This window comes from Diaphorobacter sp. J5-51 (assembly GCF_001023515.1).
Taxonomy (GTDB): domain Bacteria; phylum Pseudomonadota; class Gammaproteobacteria; order Burkholderiales; family Burkholderiaceae_C; genus Diaphorobacter; species Diaphorobacter nitroreducens.
This window is the reverse complement of record NZ_JSYI01000029.1, coordinates 1-20,218: the sequence shown is the minus strand read 5'-3', so window position 1 is coordinate 20,218 and position 20,218 is coordinate 1. Positions and strand designations below refer to the sequence as shown.

Below are 20,218 nucleotides of genomic sequence, written 5' to 3'. Positions count from 1 at the left end.
CCGGTATTGCTTCAATGCTGGGACTGATTGCTCGCAGCGCTTGCATGAACTTCCTGCCGTGCTCTTGCTTGCGAACGTGCGTTGGCTTGTTTGCGCAGCGCATCCGCGACCTTCTGTGCATAGATGAGCCGTTTGCTCGGCGAGGCCGCGTTGTAGGCACCTACGGCTTCCCAGGAGAGCCCATAGCGTGCAATGTTGTGGGCCAGTACCCAGGCGCCCACATTGGTATTGACGCAGGCATCGCCCAAGGCCTTTTCGTCAATGTTGAACTTCGCGAGGGTCGGCAACCAACTGCTGTTGATTTGCATGTGGCCGATGTCGTAGGAGCCGTTCTTGTTGACGTTGCGGGCGTTAGGGTTGCCGCCCGACTCCACGGTGGATATCGCCTTCAGCAATGCAGGCGGCACGCCGTAGCGCTTCGCCGCCTCATCAAAGCACGTTGCAGAGGCTGCAATCGGCAGGGCAACGGTCAGTGCAAGAACCCAATTTCTCATATGGGGCATGCTACGAAGTCGCCCGTCTGCCACCGCCTCTAAAAGCATTCAAAACCAGCGTATTTCCGGCTGGGTTCATCTCGCGAGCCAAGAAGCTCGTTGGACTGCCCAGCCTGCTTCGGCGTCGAATGCTGGGCCGGGAAACGTGCTGTTGCTACGTCCCCAGGCGCGCAGTCATGCGTCCCGTGCGCGGGTCTTTGGAGACCAGTACATCGAACAGCTTGACGCTGGGGGTACTGAGGGCTCCGATTGAGATCGTGCGCCAGTACATTGAAGCCCAGAGAACCGAATAGCGCCGCTATCCCGGCCCTGAATGACCGGGTTTGCGCGGCGGGGAAATGGATCAGGTAAAGCTGGCTACAAGCCGCTCTGGTTGACGCTGCGACAAACCGTCAACCATCTGCTGCCGCCTGGCCATCACCCCTGGTGGCGTTAGCCGCTCCGGTATCTGGCCTTGAACTTCAATATCGCAGTAATAGCCTTGCAAACGATCAGCACCCGCCTTTTTGGCGTTACGCGACATATGTACTGTCTCAATACGCTCAACAACGATTGGAGCATCGGTGAATTTACGAATCTCTCCAATATATTCCGCTTTCTCCACCTTGATGATGTCCGGATGAATTGATTCCATGATGAATATATTGTGATCGTTAAACACAAAATCATCCATGGCGATCAGACCACCGTATGCCCTGATCAGTTCAACAACATTCTTCACCTGGTCGGCAAAGAATGATTTCATCATCAAACCATTGCGCTCCACCACCTCAATGACAACGCCTGGCTTGATGTGAATCGCCATCCCCTCAATCCACTCCGGGTCAATCACAGACAGGATTTCCACATTGCAATGTACATGCTGATATGCCTTGCAAGCAGCCATGATTGATGCGGCCTTGATTGCCTCAATGTCCGCGTCAACCATTTTCCTTCTATCCGTGAAGTTCAAACGGTCGCGGCAAAGCATTTCCAAGCCGACGACCTCTAATGTGCCTGCGTCAACAATGGGTTGCGCTCGGAATTTCTTGGCAATCGTTGCCGCTGCAAATTCCACCTTGGCTCTCGGCGATGTCAAATCCGCTTGGGAGCATTGGATATCCATAACCATGCGGCAACTCCTGTTGTCAAAATTCCAATGGGCGCAACCAGCATCGTGATGTGCCAGGGTATAAATACCCAGGCGACCATCAACGTCACGGCAACTTTGAAGATATCCAGCCCGCTTTTGTGCAGAACTGGGCTTTGGGAGGTGAATGACGTTTTTCTGATTTCACGCAAAAAGTGTCCATCAATCACGGTGGCCAATACCACAGGGACGCCGAAGGCAAGCCACATGAGCAGCAGGCCGCTTCGATAGAGGACTACATGCAACCACACCAAAGACGCATAGACCCGCTGCACCAACCAGTCGTCAATTTTTGCGTTCCCACTGACCGCAACCGAGGCCAAAGATTCCTTTGCCTCACTATTGGCGAGGGCCAGAACATCAAAAATGCGCATCATGATCCACTGATCCACTTCCTCACCCAGCCAGTTTTGGATACTGAGTTGCTCTGCGTTGCGCACATTCTCGAATACTTGTACCGGAACAAAAGCGAGAACGGCCAAAGAACCAAAGAGAACAATGACCAGCAGAACGGAAGAAAACGAGTGCTTATTTTCCTTTTGGGCGGTAGCCATACCCGAACCCCTATTGCATGATGGGCAGCCTGCCCTTGATGGTTTTGCCACCCGACAGGCGCGCAAAGAAATGCAACGGCGGCAGTTCGCTCAGCACACCTGGCGGTATCAAGTCGGCTTCTGCCTCTGTGGCTTGTTCCTTGTACGAGGCGACATACTCTTCATGGACGGTATTGGCAACGTTGTGGCCATAGCTGACCGACATGGACTTGGCCTTGATCTTTGGAATCCCGTCCGAGATGTACTTCTGTGTCTCCGAATCGAGCACGCGCAGCGTGATCTTGTTGTTGGTGTTGGCCAGCACCTGACGGGCCTTGTTTTCATCACCCAGGCGCGCGGCAAAGTCAGCAAAGGTCTGTGTCGCAATAAACATGCGAAAGCCTGCACCACCAGCCTTGTTGAGCAGCTGAATGGTCGGGTTGTTCACCACTTCCGCTGCCTCATCCACAAAGACGTTGACGACCTTTTTTTCCTTGATGCCGTAGTTGTAAAGATCGCCTGCGACGGCGGTCATGTCGGCCAGGAACACCGAACCGATGGCGCTGCCCACGGTGGCGTCTGCCAGGCTATCGAGGCCCAGGTAGGCAACGCTGTTGCTGCGGATGATGGTCGCCATGTCGGTAACCACATGCGTGTGATCGCCCTCAAAGTCGGGCGAGAGCAAATCCTTGAGCGGATCCGATGTCAGCATCGACAAAATCGGTATCAGCGAGGCAATCATCTTCTGGAAGTGCTCGCGGTTGTGCTCGTGGGTGGATATAAGACCGGCCAGATCCACGTTGGGAAATTCATGGATCACGACTTCCTTGTAGAAGGCAATATAGCCATCCAGCATCGGGTTGGTCGCCTTTGGATTCTTGTCGGCCTTCTTGACATAGACAGAGGTTTTCTTCTCCCAGTCGGTCACACACTTGCGAAAATGCTCGCGCAACGCCTTGACAAGCAAATCCTCGGGGCCACCTTCGATATAACGGCGCAGCTCGACAAGATTCGGCTTTTTTCCTGTGGCAAGCAGGCCACTCACTATATCGTTGATAACTTTCCAACCGAATGCCGTAAATGGGTCAGCTCCGGTTTCCGAAGGAATCAGAGCCGCAACCCGGCTGGCCAACTCTGTTTTTCTGTTCCAGTTGCACAGAGGGTCAATGCTGGCGGATTTGTCTGGATGTGCCGGATGAAAATAGACGAAGCGCTCTGACTGTCCCATTAGCTCGCAGGCCTTTTTTGCATTCTCCGCGAGCCCGTGGTCACCCTTGGGGTCGATAATAATGACAGGCTCACCACGTGCTATTGCCTGGGTAATAAGCAGGTCAAAACACCGCGTATTGTGCGTCACCACATAGTTATCTGTGATGTACAAGTGTTTTGGGTGATCAATTGCAATACACTGCGCTTCTTCTAATCCAAATGGTTCGATACTTTCTATTTTTAGGCGAAGATTGTCTTCGCCGTATCGATATTCGGCAGGCGCTCTCTCTCGCTTCCTTGCACACAACATTAGCTCTCTCGGATTTGGATGTCGAATTGTCAGTTGATAACAATCACGCGCCTGTTTGCGCCCGCCATTAACGGTAGTGAAATGCCGTTTTCTGACGCGCATCTTGGCCAAGCCACCAAGTGACCAAATGACTTCTTGCACATCCTTCGCCAACTGATGACTTGTCGTGTCAAATTGCAATACGCCGGTTTTCGTCACCGTCCCATGGGTGTCCATCAGTCCACGTATCATGTCTAAACGGTCTGCGGCAGAACTCTCCTTGTAGATTTCTGGAATGTGCTTTTCCCAAGAGCGCGCTCCGGCCAAACCAAGCTGCTCGGCCGCAAGGTGAAAGGGATTTTTTCTACGACCAGGAATTGTTCGTTCCTGCGTAGCGCGCAGCAATTCTTGATCCGCAACCACAAAAAGATAATCAATATTCTTGGGGCCGACAAACTTCAATTCCATTACATCCGGAAGTCTGCTACGGATGTTTTCCACGATGTCATCGTCCGCGCTGGTAAAACTCATCCGATCTCCACTGCCGATGAGTCCATCGCCAAGAATGCAACCTAGTACATAAGGCGCAATTGGTAGTTCTTTTGGTGGCTTTTCTACTTGTTTAGGCAGTGCAAGTTTAAACACCCCGGAATTTCTCTGCATCTGAGATATTAGCTCAGCTGTCGTCATTACTCGTGGCCTAACGGCTCCCGCACGCGACTTACCAGGCTTGTACTTACCGTTCCAGTGCTTATGGTGTACTTCCCACAGATGCTCTGCGCAAGCCTGAACCTCCCGGCCATCCTCTAAGGTTAGTTTGTAGATGGGAATTTTCCCTTGTGGAAAAATTTCTAGCACCGTTGCATTTTTTCCATCCGGGGTACTTACCAACATCCCAGGTTTGACATCGCCCATCCGTACCCATCCAAAAGGCGTGTGCACCTTGGAATACAGTGGTTGTGCCTTGCCCACGCGCGTAGTGCCGGTGATCAGCGTGTGCCCATCGAGCAAACTCATATCGATGAGATTATCTTCTTCCCTGGCCAGGGAGTGCAGCCAATATGCTCCATCTTTCTCTGAAGCCTGTCGCCCCAATTGCTGTGCGACACCGCCTCCTATCAAAGCGTGCATTTTCACGGCTTCAATATCTGTCCATTGAAATCCGGAGCCAAGCCACAGCTTGTTGGTTTTTGCTGCCTTCTTCCCCAGATCAATCACCTCCTGGACGGTGATGAACTGCTTTTCCGTATTGGTGGCCTTGGATTTCGCCTCCTGCCTACCCCATGCGGTGTAGGCGCGATACAGACCTACGAAGCCGCACGCCATGGCAGACACACTGGCGAACGACGTTGGCAACGGAAGCAGTGCCGCTGCTGCAACGCAACCTACCGAAGCCGTTCCCCACATGACGGCTTGGCGCCATTCGTAAATGGGACGCCACGGGTTGTCAAAGTCCAGAACTTCGCCGCTCATGCAGGCACCCCCGCAGGAACTGCGTGTGAGTGTGCTGCGACCTCAAAAAGCTCAACCACCTTGTCACGATAGAATTGGATGCTCCTGCACCCTTCATCCTCGCCACTCTCCACGATCATGCGCTTGATTCGCTCGTAGCGGATATGCGGCGTAGACACCATCACACGCGTGAAATCCTGCCCGCCAAACTTTCGCACTTGTGATTTCCATCCGACAACGCAGCGTGTCGGGTATCGCGTCGCAAACAGCCGTACCTCACCGTTGTGCAACTGCGCCAGGACGATGTAGCCCCCAATACCAGGGTTGGCATCAGGCACGATGAGCCCGATGTTGTCCGGTGTGCCGTCGTAGATCCAGGAATTCAGCTTCTTCTCACTCATGCGGCATGAGGATAGGAGCCAGGGGCCACTTTTCAGGGGCGAAACATCTTCACTTTGTTTGTATTTCGCCCGCTATGGCATTGCGCGAGGGCCACGGCCTGGTCAACCAGGCCCCAAAGCATCTATGTCCTTGCAGACCGGGAGGCTTTGCTTGGGGGGGCGACAGGCTGGGCGTGCCGACTGATGGGCACGCTGGAATTTGCTTCCAAGCGACTGGAAGCGCCACCCGCCATTGCGGCGGATGGCATTGAGACAATGCAGCTCAGGCAGCTACGGCTTCCTTGATCTCGAAATCGGCGCGATCCTTACCAGCAATCCAGACGGGCGGCTTGCCACGGCCCGTCCAGGTAGCGCCCGTGGCGGGGTTACGGTATTTCGGCGCCACCTTGGAAACCGACATTACACGAATGCTGCCACGACCCGATGGGAATACATCATTCTGGGTCAGTTCGTATTCTGCAATGATGGTGCGCACCTTGGCGACGGCTGCGGTGAGTTCTGCCGCGCGAGCCTGCTTGATTTGGGCTTCCAGTTGTTCGCGCTGTGCCAGGAGTTCTTTGTAAGAGGCGGTCATCAATCAATCCTTTCGGTATTAGTTTGGATGGCGCATTATTGCAGAAAAAATTCTCCCGTAGCAAACCGCGAAACATCACGACATCGATTTTCCGATCAGGACTCGATAGACTTTTGCACGTATCGAATCAGCTCAACGCGAACGATCTTGCTTTTCAACCCGCTTTTGGCGTAGTGTTCCGCCACAATGCCGGAAATGGTGCCAGCGAATTCGTCCAGCAGCATTCGCTTCTGGCCTGGGTTCAAACCGTCCAGGTATTCCTGCGCGGCTTGACGCTTGGCCGCTGCCACGGGGTCTTCCTTGGCAATGTCCTCTTCCTTTGCTCGCGATGGCGCTGCCGTGTGCTTTGACACGGCAGCAACCTTCTCGCCCTCGCTCTTCCCGTACCCCTTTTTCAACGCATCGCGGAACAAAGCGACGGGAGACTCTACACCTCCCTTGCTTATGCGTTGTTCCACATAGTTCAGGGTGGCCCGCAATGAATCCTCGTCGTGGCTCACGTAGATCTTTTTGGCAAGATCATCTGAAACCCCAAGCGCCAAGATGCGCCGCATCAACTCCTGGTCAACCAGCTCGATTGGCGTCACGAGTTCTATCGATTGTTGCTTCTTGATGCGGGAGATGAACTGGAGATGGCTCACCTTGCGACCGGTTTTGAACTCCAGCAGCTCTACTTCAATGTCTGAGATTTCGTTGATTTCTTTGATAGCAGGTATGAGCACGTCACGCTTGAAGTATTTGTACTCCATTGGCGCTTCGTCCTTCATTGCAACACCTGTGATGCGCGGACGCCACCACTCAATCTCAGCCTTGTTTGTCAGCCCGTTGACGTTGGTGAGGTATCGCATGCAGATCTCATACAGCGCGGCGGCACTACCTGTCTTTATGGAGCCATAAATCCGCAGTGACAGAGGGACATACCGCTTCGGATCCAGAATTTCCTGGCGCATCACTGGGCTGTATGACCACTCCAATACCAAACGATTGCTCTTTTGAAAGATCCGTGCGTGCGACAAAAGCGTTGTGACACCCCAATCTTTCACAACGCCTTTCTCATTGGGCCTGTCGTTGACGATGTTCCACTCGACCGTCGTCTTGGCCATCGACCGCAGAACATCCTTGGCTACGTCAAAGTTATTGCCAGAGTACCCAGCGTCCCCAAGCACGTTGCTGAACTCCACCCGATAAATTTCTGTCTGCCCAGCGCGTTGTGCGTGCTGCAGCAACACGTTGAAGAACCGCCGCATGAGCAATGTGATGCGCGAGCCCGGCGAGGGAAGAATAGCGACTGCTTGGTGCGCCTTGTAGATGTCGGGTGGTTGGTTTTTCGTCGGCATGGCTGCGAATCGTTCGCACGGAAGGGGCTCAGTGTCCGATTGCGGTGAAACTTTGTCAAACATGGTTCACCGCTGCGCGACGACTATGCAACAGTCTCACCGAATTCGCGGGAAGCCTCGGCGTTCAGGCCGGGGTGGATGTCAACGATCGTGGCGGCGCTCATGTTATCCACAGCCGCTGGTCTGCAGCACCCCGGCCGAACCTAACTTGTTTCCCAAACTCCCTCACCTTTTACCAAACTCCCTCACCTCTGGTTCCCAAACTCCCTCACCTTTCATTCCCAAACTCCCTCACCTTTTACCAAACTCCCTCACCTTTCATTCCCAAACTCCCTCACCGTTTCCCAAACTCCACCACCTTTGGCTCCCAAAGTCCCTCACCCTTAGCAATTGACGCTCCCAAAGTCCCTCACCTTTGGGTCATCACCGTTCCCAAAGTCCCTCACCTTTCGTTCTGTAAGTTGTTGATCTACAAAACGAATTCCGGCAGGTAAACAGTTGTTGTTATAAACAGTGTTGTCTCAAAGAACACAAGGGGGAGCATCAGACCAGGTTGCCCGAGCCTCTGGCGTGAGTGCTTGTGTTGTTTTTCATGCTTAAAACAGCCAAAGCCCCTCGGGAAACAGCGAAAGGTGAGGGACTTTGGGAAGCCTCCTAAACAGAGCATGTTTTGGCGTGTTTCGATGGCTGTCAGGGCGGTGGCCTCGGCTAGAATCCTGGCGCCGTCGCTGCCGCTACCGAACTTGTAGGTTTTTCTCGCATATTCTGAAATAAGCTACCAGTCTTGACTCTTTCATGCTGAATCGGTAGAGTGCGGCGTCACTGCAACCATGAGGTTTTCATGTCGCCAACACCTCTTCGTTCAACTTTCGCTCACACGGATGAGCTCAAGTACCGACTTCGCGCTTCTGAAGCACTTCTCGGCGTTTCGCACACGACGTTGCGTGGATACACGGATCAGTCTGGCATTCGCGTCAGACGAGCCAACGAGTTCAATGGGAAGGCCATCCCAACCAGGGTTTTTGAAGTAGACACGATCTTCAGCCTGGCGCAATGGCGCCGAGCGCAGGGATATCTCAAAAGTCCTGCACCATCGGGGCCGGTAGTCATTGCCGTCAACGTGGTCAAAGGGGGCACCGGTAAGACGACGACCGCAGTGGAATCGGCTGTGCATCTGCAGCTGATGGGCCTTCGCACACTCTGCATTGATCTGGACGTGCAATCGAATCTCACCCAGTCCATGGGCTATGAATCCGATTTAGATGCTGAAGAAGCGGAAAATCATGGAATTAACCATGACGCCTTGATCACGGCGACTTTCGCTGATGTTGTGACCCCTTTTGTGGCTGCAGCGCATCGCGGGAATAGCTCAAGAGCACCGATTGAGCCTATTCCTGACCTCATCAAGAAGCCATTCGGTGAAGATGGCCCGCATGTGATCTGTGCCGACACGTTCTTGTCAGACATTGAGATGCCGATCGCAAACTCCAAGGGAGCACGCGAGTTGGTTTTTCGTGAGCTGTTTGCCGAGGCCGCTAGGGGCAAGAATCCTGCGTTGGATCTTTCTGCGTATGACGTGATTGTGCTGGATTGCCCGCCGAACATGAGCATGACCAGCACTTGCGCGATTGCGGCGGCTGACATTGTGGTGGCCCCCGTGAAGATGGATGCCTTCGCGCGCAAGGGACTCGTGCGGCTGATTGGGGAAATCAAGAGCCTCAAAAAGACCTACCCGGTGGTCAATCCGCAGCTGTTGATTTTGCCGACCCATTACTCTCCGAACATCACGCGCATCAGCCGGATGCAGGCGGAGCTGGGTAAGTACGCTTCCATGCTGTCTCAACAGGTCATATCTGCGAGCGAAGATTTCCCCAAGAGTCTTGACCACTATCTCCCGTTGACTTTGCAGCGCCCCACCAGCAAGGGTGCCAGCGAATACAAGTTGTTTGCAGAAATTTTGCGCGGGAAGATCTTCGAGGCCGCAGCGGCTCGTGATCACCAGGTTTAGGCGCCTAAACGATCGGCAGCACGTCGTTCATGTTTAGTCGCCTAAAAAAGATAGACCTTTGTTGCGCTGGTTTAGGCGCCTAAACCATTGCGCATGGTGTTGTAGAAAGGATTGTTTGTGAAACAACGAGTTTTTCGTCCGGTGGAAGATCCGGTCAACGCGCCGACCGTTTCATCAAAAATCGTCAAAGAAAATCGATTGGCTGTGAAGATGCCACTCCCGGAGTTCTCCAATGAGCAGGAGAGTGGTGTCGGCCGCGACGCGGTTTTGCCAGATCGCGCAGAAGCCAAGCTGAAGATGATTGATGCGCGGCATGTGATTCAAAATTCACATCCGCCAAGGCAGCTCTACACCGATGAGGCCATCAAGGTCATAGCAGAATCTATCAAGAGGGATGGCCAGCGTGATCCCATTCATGTGATCGAGCATCCAGCCAGGCCTGGGCATTTCATCATTGGTGATGGCTGGACGCGTGTGCAGGCGATCAGATCCTATGAGATCAACGACTGCCAGATTCTGGCGCGCGTGCATTCAGGGCTTTCCGAAGAACAGGCATCTTGGCTTGGTTATGCTCAGAATGAGAGTCGTTCACAGCATACCGACTTCGACAGAGCGATGTTTTTCCAAGGTTGGCATCATTCTGGTTTGAAATGGGAGGAGATTTCCAGGCGTACCGGTTTGTCCAAGACACTGCTGTCTTTCTATGCGTCCTATGAAAAGCTTCCAACCGAAATTCTGAACACCGCTCGAAATTTCCCGGAAAAGATTACTGCCACGGTGGCGCAGCAACTCGCTAGGGCGGTGGAATTGAGTGATGAAAGCAAAGCCATGCTGTTGACGAGTCGCTTCGTCTCAGGCGACATGCCGCAGAAGTGGTTGAAGGATGAAGTTGCGAAGTTGTCTGTGGAGAAGAAGCCGCGTGAGCATAGACCCGCCGTGAGTTTTCAACGACGATTTGGTGTTGATGGCGCGTACAAGCAACGCTCGGATGGTCGAGTGGAAATGATGGTCGCCATCCCACTGGAGCGTACTGATGAATTCAACACACGTATGGTGGCTTTGCTGAGCGAATTTATGGAGCAGCAAAACGAACCAGGTGGTTCTGCCAAGGATGGCCAGTCTTTCGTTTAGGCGCCTAAACGGAACCCAGCCGTGTGAACTTACCCACGACTAAACGCCTTTAGGCGCTGTAGTCGGGGCATCCGGCCTCACGGCTTGGGCTTTCTGCTTCATGGCGCCATGCGCGGAACCCGCCCGAGGGCAAGAGGCCGCGTCTTGCTGACGCTCCACAGACACACCGGGCCGCACCGACCCTGCTGACTTGATCTCCGTCCTGCGCTTGACGGCAACACGCCTGCTGGCCTTGGGCTCCCTGGAGAGCACGCCCGAGCGCAGTAGCGCGATCCCGCGAGCATCGATGTTCTTCGATGCGTTGGAATCGGCATGCTCGGTATGGCCGCAGCGTTGGCAGTGGAACAGGGCGCCTTGCCTGTTCCCTGGTGCAGTGTGCCCACAGGAGGAACACTGCTGACTGGTGTGGTGGGGCGGCACGTAGGCAACGATCACGTTGCGCCGTGCCGCCTTGTATTCGGTGAAACTGGCAACGCGTCCCCAGGCCGAGGACAGAATGGCCTTGTTCAGGCCCGCCTTGGCAGCGGCGCCGTTCTTGAGCCAGAGGCCCTTTGCGTCCTGCCTGGCCCTGGGCCGTCGCACCATGTTCTGGATCTTCAGATCCTCGAACGTGATGAGCCTGGCGCCCGACTCGGCCAGGACGTGGCTGGTCTTGTGCGCGAAGTCCTGCAGCACCTGCGCCTTGTAGGCCTTCTTGCGGGCGAGCTTCTGGATGAGCTTGCGCCGGTTGGCTGAGCCCTTGCGGGCGCGGGCCAGGCGCCGCTGATGGCGCTTGGCGCCAAGTTCCTTGCGCTGGATGCGCTCCAGATTCACCCGCTCCAGCGCGTGAAAGGTGCCGCAGCTGGTGGCCAGGCAGTTGTCCTTGACGTTGCGATCCACGCCAATGGTCTTGCCTTGAAGGTCTTCGTCCGACAGGCCTTGCAGCTCATAGGCCAGCTCGTGCGGTGCGCGCAGAATGTCCTTGACTTCATGCTCGAAGCTGAAGCTCACATACCAGCGTCCACCCGTGGAGCTGATGGAGAGCATCTTCGGATGCACGAACTCCCGGTGCGCCTTGAACTTCAGCTCGCCGACAAAGAACTTGCCAGCGCCAATGCACAGGCGGCCATCCGCCGTGAACTCGAACAGGTCGCTGGTCAGGAGCACCGAGTTGAAGTTGCGCCGATGGCGCCTTCGCGGCATGCGCGCCAGGCCTTTGAGCTGGCGCTGCTTGGCCGTATGCCAGCGGTAGGTGCCCTCGCGCAGCACCTGGCTGGGCACCTCGCTCAGCCAGGGGGTCAGTACACCATCCTTGAACTGTGCATACAGGCGGTCGATGGGCGTGTTTATCTGTGCCTGGGGATCGTGGCGCAAGGCCAGCCGCCGCTGGGAGGCGAAGAGGCGGTCTTCCTCCACCTTCTGGTTGTAGATGTGGCGCTGGCAGCCGATCCAATGCGTCAGCATGGCTGCCTGCCAGGGCTCGGGATGAGCCACGAATCGCACGCCGGATTGGATCGTCGTCATGGGCAAAAGTATATTCCCTACAATTTAAATCACAAACCAACCATCCTATGGCCGAAGCCTTCAGAACCAGCAACCATGCGGCTTTCAGCCTGCACTATCACATCATCCTGACGGTTAAATACCGGCACAAGGCGATCAACGCGCCGATGCTTGCACGGCTGCAGGAGATCTTCACGGCCGTGGCGCTTGCGTGGCGCTGCACGCTTGTGGAGTTTGGCGGCGAGGCCGATCATGTGCATCTGCTGATCGAGGGCCAGCCCTCGATGGATCTGGCGCGCTTTGTGGGCAACCTGAAGACGGTGAGTTCGCGCTACATCCGCAAGGAATACGCAGGGCATTTGAGCAAATTCTTTTGGAAGGCCAGGTTCTGGAATAGCGCCTACGCCGTGGTCAGCGTTGGCGGGCACGCGAGCATCGAGCAGTTGCTGGAATACATCCGGGATCAGGAGGCGCCACCGAAATGATGCCAATCACCCGGGCGCCGCTTGACCCGCGACTAAACGGGGTGGCTCTGCCTCTACGCCGCTTTGCGGCGAGCCCGCTGTAGTCGGGGGATGCGCGGCGTATTTGCTCAAAAAAAGAGCCCGCTCGAAAGCGGGCTCTTTGCATTTTGCAGTCAATGCGATACTACAGGTGTACTGGCGGGATACAGACGCGATTGATGATGGGCAGCCAGCGCTGATATTTTGCCTTGTGTCACTGTCGGTGCACTGTTGGTTCTCTGGCGATAAGCATCCCTGCTCGCGCAGGGCGGGCATTGATAATGGCCTTCTGATTATTCGTTAAATCCTTCGACCCCTGCTCGCGCAGGGCGGGCTAGATGCGCTGCGTGACCTTTGCAGGATGCAACCTTCGACCCCTGCTCGCGCAGGGCGGGTCTCGCCAAAGAGGGTGGATTGATGGCCAGATACCTTCGACCCCTGCTCGCGCAGGGCGGGCAGTTCTTCTCAGCAGGTCCTGGGTGCCATTTACCTTCGACCCCTGCTCGCGCAGGGCGGGCTATCTTTCATCTTGAATCTTTCCTGTGTGTTTACTTCGACCCCTGCTCGCGCAGGGCGGGCAACCCAGGATACTTCACAACCTCAGCAAGAATCCTTCGACCCCTGCTCGCGCAGGGCGGGCGCACCCGCCAGCGACTCGTGGACGATATCTACACTTCGACCCCTGCTCGCGCAGGGCGGGCGAAAAGTGCCGCGGAGTCGGATACGCCGCTATCCTTCGACCCCTGCTCGCGCAGGGCGGGCCTCGATCGCGCGGCCGTCGGTGGAGGGGTATCAAGCCGCGCCAAGCCGAAAAAGCAAAGCGCGTCGCCCCAGCGAAGCAGGAACCCACCGAAGTGACCGTACAGGAGGCAACTCATGCGCGGCACCGTAGGAATCCCGGCCCTTCAGGGCCGGGAGGATCTCAAAATGGCTTGTCATAAGCCTAAACGTAAACTCGATTTTGAAGGAGCAACCTACCCCGCTCCATCCGATCATGGAAGGGGTCTTTTTGTTTTCAGTGACAGAGCATACCCAGCCCGAAACGCCTCCCGCGCCCGATGCCATCACACCATGCAGCGCGCGCATGTACATCATCCTGCACTTCGAGATCTAGCCGCAGACGCGCCACGGGCAACCGAATCCTCATGCCCCGGCCGCTGGCCTTGTCACGCTTGAACCCCTGCTGAAGCTCATAGCTCAGTACATCCAGTTTGCGGGCCACAAAGCCAGCCTGCGCCAGCTTGCCCGAGGCCCACGACACAAGGTCGGATGGCGGCACGGTGTGCTCGCTCCCATCCACCGACTGGATCACCGCAGCGATGTCCAGGCCGCATGCTCCCCCGCGAAACTCTCGCGCAGTACCACGCAAGAAATCACGGCTGCGCACGCGCACCATGCCGTCCTCGACCCGGTACAGAAACACCGGCCTTACCCCAGGCCTGGCCGCGCGTGCGGCGTGCTCCCACACGCATTGGTGCATGTGGTAAAGATCCGTGGGCAGGCCGGGAATCGCGATCAGGATCTCGCGCATGGGCTGAAGGACTGCTGTCATGGCGCTGGCACCCAGCAGTAGTCCTTGCCCTTCCAGTACGGCGGCTGGAAGCTGGCCACTGCAGGGATCATGTCTTCGAGCAGCCGTTCGGGCGCATTGCGGCGCTTCCACTTTTCGTGGGCAGTGGGATCGTGTGTGATCCGGAAGAGATTGCCATCGTCGTAGGGCCGCAGGCTGCCGTGGCCCAGGCGTGTTTTGGCACCGATCGCCTGGATCTCCTGCAGCAGTTCCGAAAGCGCGTCGTAGTCGCCCACGCAGTACGCCTCGAAGCCCTGGGCATGCTCCAGGGTGTAGTACATCGCAGCGTTCTTGCCCAGGCCGCGCACCGTGTCTATGGTGGATCCGCCCTTTTCTTCCACGACCCGGTTGCCGATGGCCAGGGCCATGTCAAGGACGGGAGTTTTCGCGGTGAGGTAACGCCGCTCCTGGCCACGGTAGCCGACCACCTCCAGCTTGCTGGCCTGCCAGCACCAGCCATGGGGGGACTCGTGCTTTTCTAGGGGTAGATCCGAGATGAAGGCCGCATAGTCGGGCTCCGCGCCCGTGGCTGTGCTGCCGCTGGCGTTGCGCAGCGCTTCTTCCTTGACGGCCCAGGCGATCAGGCCGTCCAGGTGCACGCCACCGTGCGGGGGGCACCACGGCCCCGACAGCTGAAACTCAATGCGTAGAGGTTCCATCCTCGCCCCCGATCAAGCCTGAGCTTCGGCCTTGGCCTTCTTGCCCTTGGGCTCTTCGTCATCGCGCTTGACCGCCGTGGGGTACAGGGCCGACAGCGTTGCCGCGCTGGCCACGCCCTCCGCGAGTTCCTTGTCCAAGGCCTGAAGGTAGGGCAGGGCCTTGTCGCTCAGGGCATAGGCACCGGCATCACCGATGAACAGGTTGTCGATCAGCAGCTCGGATCCTTGGTAGACCTGCAGTGCGGCCTTGAAGCTGCCACGACCACGGCATGAACCACCCCCCAACGCGTTCTTGTTGGCCCAGGACTGGAGGGCCGTGAGCAGCAGGCCGGTTTGGGCGTCCGTGGGCGCGCTCACCGTCATGCCGAAGTACAGCGGCGTGCCGGGGATGATGCACTCGACCTGCGTGAAGGTGTTGAGGTCATCCGTCTTGAGCTTTTCCGACTTGGCCACGGCCTGGCCTTCGGCCTTGGCATCGGCCTTTTGCGCCTTCTTGGCCGCGTTCTGGCCGAACTTCGCCGCCATGTGTTCCATGTAGGCGTCCTCGACGTTCTCGATGAAGTCCCCCTCGGGTAGGCGCTCGAAATCATCGCGGCTGGCGATCAGCGTCTTGTTGAGCAGCTGCCAAGGCTGGGCATCGATGCATTCCGCCTGGTAGCGCGTGGGCAGCAGCGGCGCCGTGGCGGTGATCATCGGGAGCAAGTCACCTTCCATGCGCACCTTGGAGCGGTACATGTGAGCGCCCCCGCCGAACAGGCCCACGAACGGGTGCTTGTCGGCCGCGATCATCTGCATGTAAGTGGCGCCGCCCGCATCCAGGCCGGTGCGGGCGTAGGAGCCGCGATAAATGGACAAGTACACGTTGCGCGAGATCTGCTCGTGCTTGGCCTGTAGTTGCTCGGTCAACACCTGGCCCGCAGCGCGACGGATCAGACCGCGCACACTGTTGGCGGTGATGTAGGGCACGTCCTGCTTCTTGCCCTCGAAGAAGACGGTGGTCTTCATTTGAGGAGTTACCCCTTCGCTGCCGCCATCCGGTGAGGTTTGATGCGCATGGGCCGTGAGCGTGATGACGCCGCGAATGGAGATGGATGCTTGCTTTTTCGACATGAAACCCCGCTGTGGTTGACCGTTGAGATGCTCTATCTTATGATCATCATAAGAAACAGTCAACATAGGAATATTTGTGATGACCCAGAAACAGACCTGTATCCGCTTCGAGCACCCATGCGGCGCTCGTTCGTCCTCGCAGTGGCGCCAGGGATTGTTGTCAGCGCATGCAGCGTTGCTGGAGGATGTGGCCGTGTTTCAATCCTCCACGGCACTGAGTTTCACGGCCAGGACGCCCGAGGGCAGCGAGCGCATGCGCGAAGGGGCACTGCCGCTGATGCGCGCGGTATCGACGCTGGCGGGCCGCGCTCTCTCGGTGGAGATGCCCGAATTCACGCCCAATGTGGCCGTTACGGGCTACCGCTGGACGTACCAGATCCCCTGCATCGCGGTCGCCCGCTCTGGTGATGAATGGGGGCCATGGCAACAGGCGCAGTTGCCGCGCGAGTTCTCGGACAAGCTGCGCGGGCGCATCGCTGTAGATCTGGGCAAGCAGCTCGCTGCCTGGGGTTTGTCGGTGCCGGATCTGGATATCGAATTGGTAAGCCCTGGGGTTCCGATGGTGCTGAAAGGCGCGGTCGCCCATGGCACCAAGCCCACATCGGCCATGGGCCGCAAGGGCGTGGTGTTTTCCAGCATGGCGCGGATCGAGGGCGCGTTTTGGGCAGGCCTGCTGCAGGCCACGGGCCATGGCCGCATCTACCGCGATGGCTATCAAGAACAGAACTAAGGACGCCCAATGCAAATCGATTTCTCCACCCCCTTGCCGACTTCCTCCCAACTGTTCCGCCGTGCGGCGGGCATTGATCCGCAGGGCTCGCCCGCGCCCAGGGATTGCAAATGCGCGATGTGCGCCGCCCAGCTCAAGGCGGGCGATCCGGTGAACGCCATCGGCAAGGACACATTCGGGGAGTCCTTCAACAACAAACTCGACATCCACGAAGCCGGGGACGTGCTCTGCGGCGACTGTGCGGCCCTCTGGCAGCGTGACTTCCTCATGAAGTACAGCAAGACATACGCGACCCCATCCGGCGTGTTCAAGCTGGCCTCCAATGAGGACATCCAGGCCTTCATCCTGACGCCGCCCCGCCCGCCTTTCGTGGCCGTCTACAACACGCGCCAGCAGCAGCACATGATCTGGCGCACGCCGCTGTGCTTGTCCAATGAGGTGCTGATCGTGCGTCTCGATGACGAGATCCTGCACATCGACCGCGACAAGGTGCTTCGCGCTGTCAGCGCCTGGCAGCGCACGCTGGCGCGCATGAAGGAACTCGGTTTCAAGGGCCTGCCCGCCTACCCGGAACGCACGCTGTCTTCGCGCGCCACGGGTTCGATTCGCGATGACGTGGCCGAGCGGATTTCTGGCGACAGCGAAGCCGGGGCTCGCGACATCGAAACCCTTCGATCCCTGCGCGTTGGGGAATGGTGGGCGATGTGCGCCATCAACAAGGTGGACTTGGACAGCCCCGCATCCTGGCCGCTTCCGGTCAAGCTGCTGCCCGCATAGGAGAACAACGTGGCCGATATTCTGCTTTCCGATGCGTTGCGCTTGGCCATCAATGTCCTGCGCGACGTGGCCGAATCGCGAAAGATGCCCTCGGGGGTCGCGGTAGATCAGGCAGTAGCCGAACTGCACGCCGATGCGGCCGAAACGCTGGAAACGTCCCTTGGGGGGCTTGTGGAACACGAAAAGAGCGATCCCGATAACTGAGAAATCCATCAAGTAAGACCATGCCCAGCGTCACAGTTCGAATTCCTGATGCCCTACGGGTGAGCGGTTATCTCGGCGATCCCCTCAACACACACGCCAAGGCCAGGCTCATGGCCATCCTGACACGCACGGATCTTGCGCTGGGGCCTGCGCCATTGCGTGAGGTGTCGGTGCATGCCAACTTCTGGCTCAACGCGGCCGATGCTGAGCGCCTGGCCGAGATGGGCCGGGAGCAAGAACTGTCCGTTGGCGAAGTCATCACTGCTTTGCTGGTGCAGGATGCCAGCCAGATGGCGACCCAAAAGAGCGCTCATCAGGAGGCTTGGCCCGCGTGCCCCGATGAGTTGCGCGCGGCGCTTGATGCTCTGGGACTTGCCGAGCGGCAAGAGCAGTCCCGGTTCTACCGCAAGATCAGCCAGGCATGTGCCCCGGAAACTCCGGCCCAGCACAAGGTGCTGTTTGCGGAAGCGGGGACGGGGACGGGCAAGACTCTGGCCTATCTCGTGGCCGCGCATCGTTTTGCCTGCATCGAGCGTGGTGCGCAGATCGGGATCGCCGTGCCCTCGCATGCCTTGATGGACAAAGTGCTGCAGGATTGGGGGCGGTTGGCCGACTCCCTCAAGGTGCCCATCGGCAGCACCAATGCCTTGCTCGGCCAGGGCGAGTTCGTGTCCGTGACGGCCTTGCAGGAGATCTTGTCCGAGGTCGAAGACATTGAGCAGCGTGCTTGCGTCAGCGAATGGATCGCCGGGGGCGGTCGTGCGCCAGAGGGTTGGCTGATCCAGCACCGCTGGACTGCCGCAGGCTTGCGCCACGCGGCACCGACCTTCCAGCTATTGCGCAGCGTGACGCTGGACAACCGCGAGAACGATGACGATCCAGGTTTCCTCTCCTACAGGGGACAGTGGGACAACGTGCCCCAGTGCAGCGTGCTCTTCATGACGCATGCCATGCTGGCCAGCTTGACCTGGCGGCGCTTGATGGCGCAGAGCAGGGCGCTCAACGGCTCCCAGGAGATCCGCGAGGCCATCGCAGCGTGGTCTGCGGTGCCGCGTGAGCAGCGGGAATCACGCCTCTACGAGGTGCTCAATGCGATCTACGCCTCCACGGACGATACGGCGGGTCAACACCTGATACCGGATCTGGATCTGCTGGTTGTGGACGAAGCCCATCAGCTTGATGACGCCTTCGCGCTGGTGCTCTCGCGCACGGTGTCGGTGTGGGCTTTGCGCCGCGACGTGCAGGCCCTTCACGTCGCCCAGCCACGCATCGTCAAGCGCAGTGACTTGGATGCGCTGGAAACTGTGTGGAAGCGCCTGCGTGCTTTCGGCGACGAGGACAAGGCGATGGTGGGCGATGATCTGGCCGACGTGGTTGGGGCGCTGTCGGCGGTGCTGGGGGACATGTGCGACCGCAAGCGTCCTCGTGACGTGGAGCCCGTCAAATGGCGCCGCATCGCCGCGATCTCCAATGCCCTGCGAGTGGCGATCCAGGCGAAGGCAGCTACCGACCGCCTCGTGGAAGTGATGGTGCGCTGGAGCCCTGATCGCATGTGGCCTCAGCTGACGGTGGGCAGGCTCAGCTATGCGCGCGAAATGCACTACCTGTGGACTGCGATTGCGGGGCGCTCCTGTCTGGTCTCCGGGACGTTGTATGAAGAGCTGCCGCAGCTCAGCTGCGAGGCCGCACGCCGCGCCCTCAATGTGCCGTTCGACAACGCGCTCACCATGGATCCTGTGCATGCGCAGTGGCAGTACACACCTGTCACTGTCTGCATGATCGGGACGGTTTCCACGGCTGGCGGGCGACCTCGCTATGTGCGCCCCAAGGCCGAGGGTGAGTCCACCGAGTTGTCTGCCTCAGCGGCGAACTCGCATGCCGACTGGGCGCAGGACGTGGCAGGCTACATCCAGCAGGCGCATCGTGATGGTGCTGGGGGGATGCTGGTGCTTGGCACGGCGTTCAGAGACCTCCATGCGCTCGCCGAGCTACTGCGTCCGATGGATCTGGCGCCCATCCTGGAGCACCGCTCAGGGCTTCCGCTGGCCTTTTTGCGTGAACAGTTCCTGGAGCTGGCCGAGAACGGTCTCCGACCTATCTTGCTGGCGGCTGGCGGGGCATGGACTGGCTTCGACCTGCATTCGGAGCGGGAGCCCAATGCATGCACCGACCTGGTGATCGCCAATGCACCGTTTGGCGCCACTTCGCGCACGCTGGCGCGGGAGGCGCGGCTGCGCCAGAAGCATGGTTTCAGTGAGCTGGTGGCCCAGGTGACCGTGCTGGTGCGCCAGGGTATCGGGCGGCTAGTGCGCAGCCCCGACACCCCGGCCAACCGGCGCATCCATTGGTTGGACGCGAAGATCCATCAGCCGAGCACGGCAGGTCTGCTGAATCCCATCAAGCGGGTGTTCGCCAAGTACCGGCAGATTGTGGTGGGTTGACGGCGCTCTTTCCTTTGTTTACGCCTTGTATTTAGAACCGACCAGCGGGGCGGGCGAACTTTCGCGGTTGTTCAGGTTGAAAGGAACGTCAACCACCCCTCCCTAAAGGAAGGGGCTTGAGGGAGGGGTGGTTGACCCCTGATTTCATTGACTTTCCTGTTCACTTTCAAATCTGCGATTCGTGG

At 57.9% G+C, this 20,218-nt stretch carries 18 protein-coding genes and 1 CRISPR repeat array; of the genes, 7 read left to right on the top strand and 11 right to left on the bottom strand.

Features of this window, described 5'->3' with window-relative positions:
- Positions 1-11: 11 nt before the first annotated feature.
- The 7 genes from OX89_RS04105 to OX89_RS04070 all read right to left on the bottom strand — a co-directional run bounded on the left by OX89_RS04105 (position 12) and on the right by OX89_RS04070 (position 7,418).
- The gene (locus OX89_RS04105) at positions 12-494 is read right to left on the bottom strand and encodes a lytic transglycosylase domain-containing protein (protein ID WP_047349671.1); all 483 of its coding nucleotides are present in this window, start codon (positions 492-494) and stop codon (positions 12-14) included.
- Between the two features lie 343 nt (positions 495-837).
- Complete coding sequence (locus tag OX89_RS04100; protein ID WP_084001988.1) at positions 838-1,605, bottom strand: EAL domain-containing protein; 768 nt, start codon at positions 1,603-1,605, stop codon at positions 838-840.
- The gene (locus tag OX89_RS04095) at positions 1,569-2,177 is read right to left on the bottom strand and encodes a DUF4400 domain-containing protein (RefSeq protein WP_047349669.1); all 609 of its coding nucleotides are present in this window, start codon (positions 2,175-2,177) and stop codon (positions 1,569-1,571) included. Before OX89_RS04095 ends, OX89_RS04100 begins: the two co-directional genes overlap by 37 nt.
- A 10-nt stretch (positions 2,178-2,187) precedes the next feature.
- Positions 2,188-5,127: a conjugative transfer system coupling protein TraD gene (traD, locus tag OX89_RS19000; RefSeq protein WP_084001987.1), complete on the bottom strand. Its 2,940-nt coding sequence runs from the start codon at positions 5,125-5,127 to the stop codon at positions 2,188-2,190.
- Positions 5,124-5,507, bottom strand: coding sequence for a hypothetical protein (locus OX89_RS04080; RefSeq protein WP_047349667.1), 384 nt, complete (start codon positions 5,505-5,507; stop codon positions 5,124-5,126). Before OX89_RS04080 ends, traD begins: the two co-directional genes overlap by 4 nt.
- Positions 5,508-5,769: 262 nt before the next feature.
- Entirely contained in the window at positions 5,770-6,081 is a 312-nt protein-coding gene (locus OX89_RS04075) for an H-NS family nucleoid-associated regulatory protein (protein ID WP_047349666.1), read from the bottom strand.
- 95 nt (positions 6,082-6,176) lie between these two features.
- Entirely contained in the window at positions 6,177-7,418 is a 1,242-nt protein-coding gene (locus OX89_RS04070) for a replication initiation protein (protein ID WP_199856201.1), read from the bottom strand.
- 841 nt (positions 7,419-8,259) lie between these two features.
- Here OX89_RS04070 and OX89_RS04065 point away from each other — a divergent pair.
- Both OX89_RS04065 and OX89_RS04060 read left to right on the top strand, forming a co-directional pair.
- A complete protein-coding gene (locus tag OX89_RS04065; RefSeq protein ID WP_047349708.1) occupies positions 8,260-9,426 on the top strand; it encodes a ParA family protein in 1,167 nt (388 codons plus the stop codon).
- A gap of 117 nt (positions 9,427-9,543) precedes the next feature.
- Positions 9,544-10,557 carry a ParB/RepB/Spo0J family partition protein gene (locus OX89_RS04060; RefSeq protein ID WP_157497290.1) on the top strand — a complete coding sequence of 338 codons (1,014 nt, stop codon included), beginning with the start codon at positions 9,544-9,546 and terminating at the stop codon, positions 10,555-10,557.
- Between the two features lie 39 nt (positions 10,558-10,596).
- On the opposite strand, the gene OX89_RS04055 is transcribed toward OX89_RS04060, so the two are convergent.
- Positions 10,597-12,060, bottom strand: coding sequence for an RNA-guided endonuclease TnpB family protein (locus OX89_RS04055; protein ID WP_052952234.1), 1,464 nt, complete (start codon positions 12,058-12,060; stop codon positions 10,597-10,599).
- A gap of 47 nt (positions 12,061-12,107) precedes the next feature.
- Here OX89_RS04055 and tnpA point away from each other — a divergent pair, with 47 nt between their 5' ends.
- Entirely contained in the window at positions 12,108-12,524 is a 417-nt protein-coding gene (gene tnpA, locus OX89_RS04050; protein ID WP_047349663.1) for an IS200/IS605 family transposase, read from the top strand.
- 264 nt (positions 12,525-12,788) lie between these two features.
- Positions 12,789-13,304: a CRISPR direct-repeat array (repeat unit 28 nt; unit sequence CTTCGACCCCTGCTCGCGCAGGGCGGGC).
- A 253-nt stretch (positions 13,305-13,557) separates the two neighbouring features.
- Here tnpA and OX89_RS04045 read toward each other — a convergent pair.
- Genes OX89_RS04045 through csf2 form a run of 3 tightly spaced genes read right to left on the bottom strand, consistent with a single transcriptional unit; the run spans position 13,558 to position 15,881 of the window.
- Positions 13,558-14,073 carry a type I-E CRISPR-associated protein Cas6/Cse3/CasE gene (locus OX89_RS04045; protein WP_047349662.1) on the bottom strand — a complete coding sequence of 172 codons (516 nt, stop codon included), beginning with the start codon at positions 14,071-14,073 and terminating at the stop codon, positions 13,558-13,560.
- Between the two features lie 17 nt (positions 14,074-14,090).
- Positions 14,091-14,771 (bottom strand): type IV CRISPR-associated protein Csf3, encoded by a 681-nt coding sequence (gene csf3, locus OX89_RS04040; protein ID WP_084001984.1) that lies wholly within the window; start codon positions 14,769-14,771, stop codon positions 14,091-14,093.
- Between the two features lie 12 nt (positions 14,772-14,783).
- Positions 14,784-15,881: a type IV CRISPR-associated protein Csf2 gene (gene csf2, locus OX89_RS04035; RefSeq protein WP_084001983.1), complete on the bottom strand. Its 1,098-nt coding sequence runs from the start codon at positions 15,879-15,881 to the stop codon at positions 14,784-14,786.
- 79 nt (positions 15,882-15,960) lie between these two features.
- Between csf2 and OX89_RS04030 the strand changes: the two genes are divergently transcribed.
- From OX89_RS04030 to csf4, 4 genes are read left to right on the top strand one after another with little or no spacing between them, the layout of a single operon-like run.
- Entirely contained in the window at positions 15,961-16,611 is a 651-nt protein-coding gene (locus tag OX89_RS04030) for a hypothetical protein (protein WP_157497288.1), read from the top strand.
- Positions 16,612-16,620: 9 nt separating this feature from the next.
- On the top strand, positions 16,621-17,388 hold the full coding sequence (gene csf1, locus OX89_RS04025; protein ID WP_234305498.1) for a type IV CRISPR-associated protein Csf1: 768 nt from the start codon (positions 16,621-16,623) through the stop codon (positions 17,386-17,388).
- 9 nt (positions 17,389-17,397) lie between these two features.
- Positions 17,398-17,592, top strand: a complete 195-nt coding sequence (locus OX89_RS04020; RefSeq protein ID WP_047349657.1) for a hypothetical protein — start codon at positions 17,398-17,400, stop codon at positions 17,590-17,592.
- 20 nt (positions 17,593-17,612) lie between these two features.
- Positions 17,613-20,033 carry a type IV CRISPR-associated DEAD/DEAH-box helicase Csf4 gene (gene csf4 / locus OX89_RS04015; RefSeq protein ID WP_084001982.1) on the top strand — a complete coding sequence of 807 codons (2,421 nt, stop codon included), beginning with the start codon at positions 17,613-17,615 and terminating at the stop codon, positions 20,031-20,033.
- Positions 20,034-20,218: the final 185 nt, after the last annotated feature.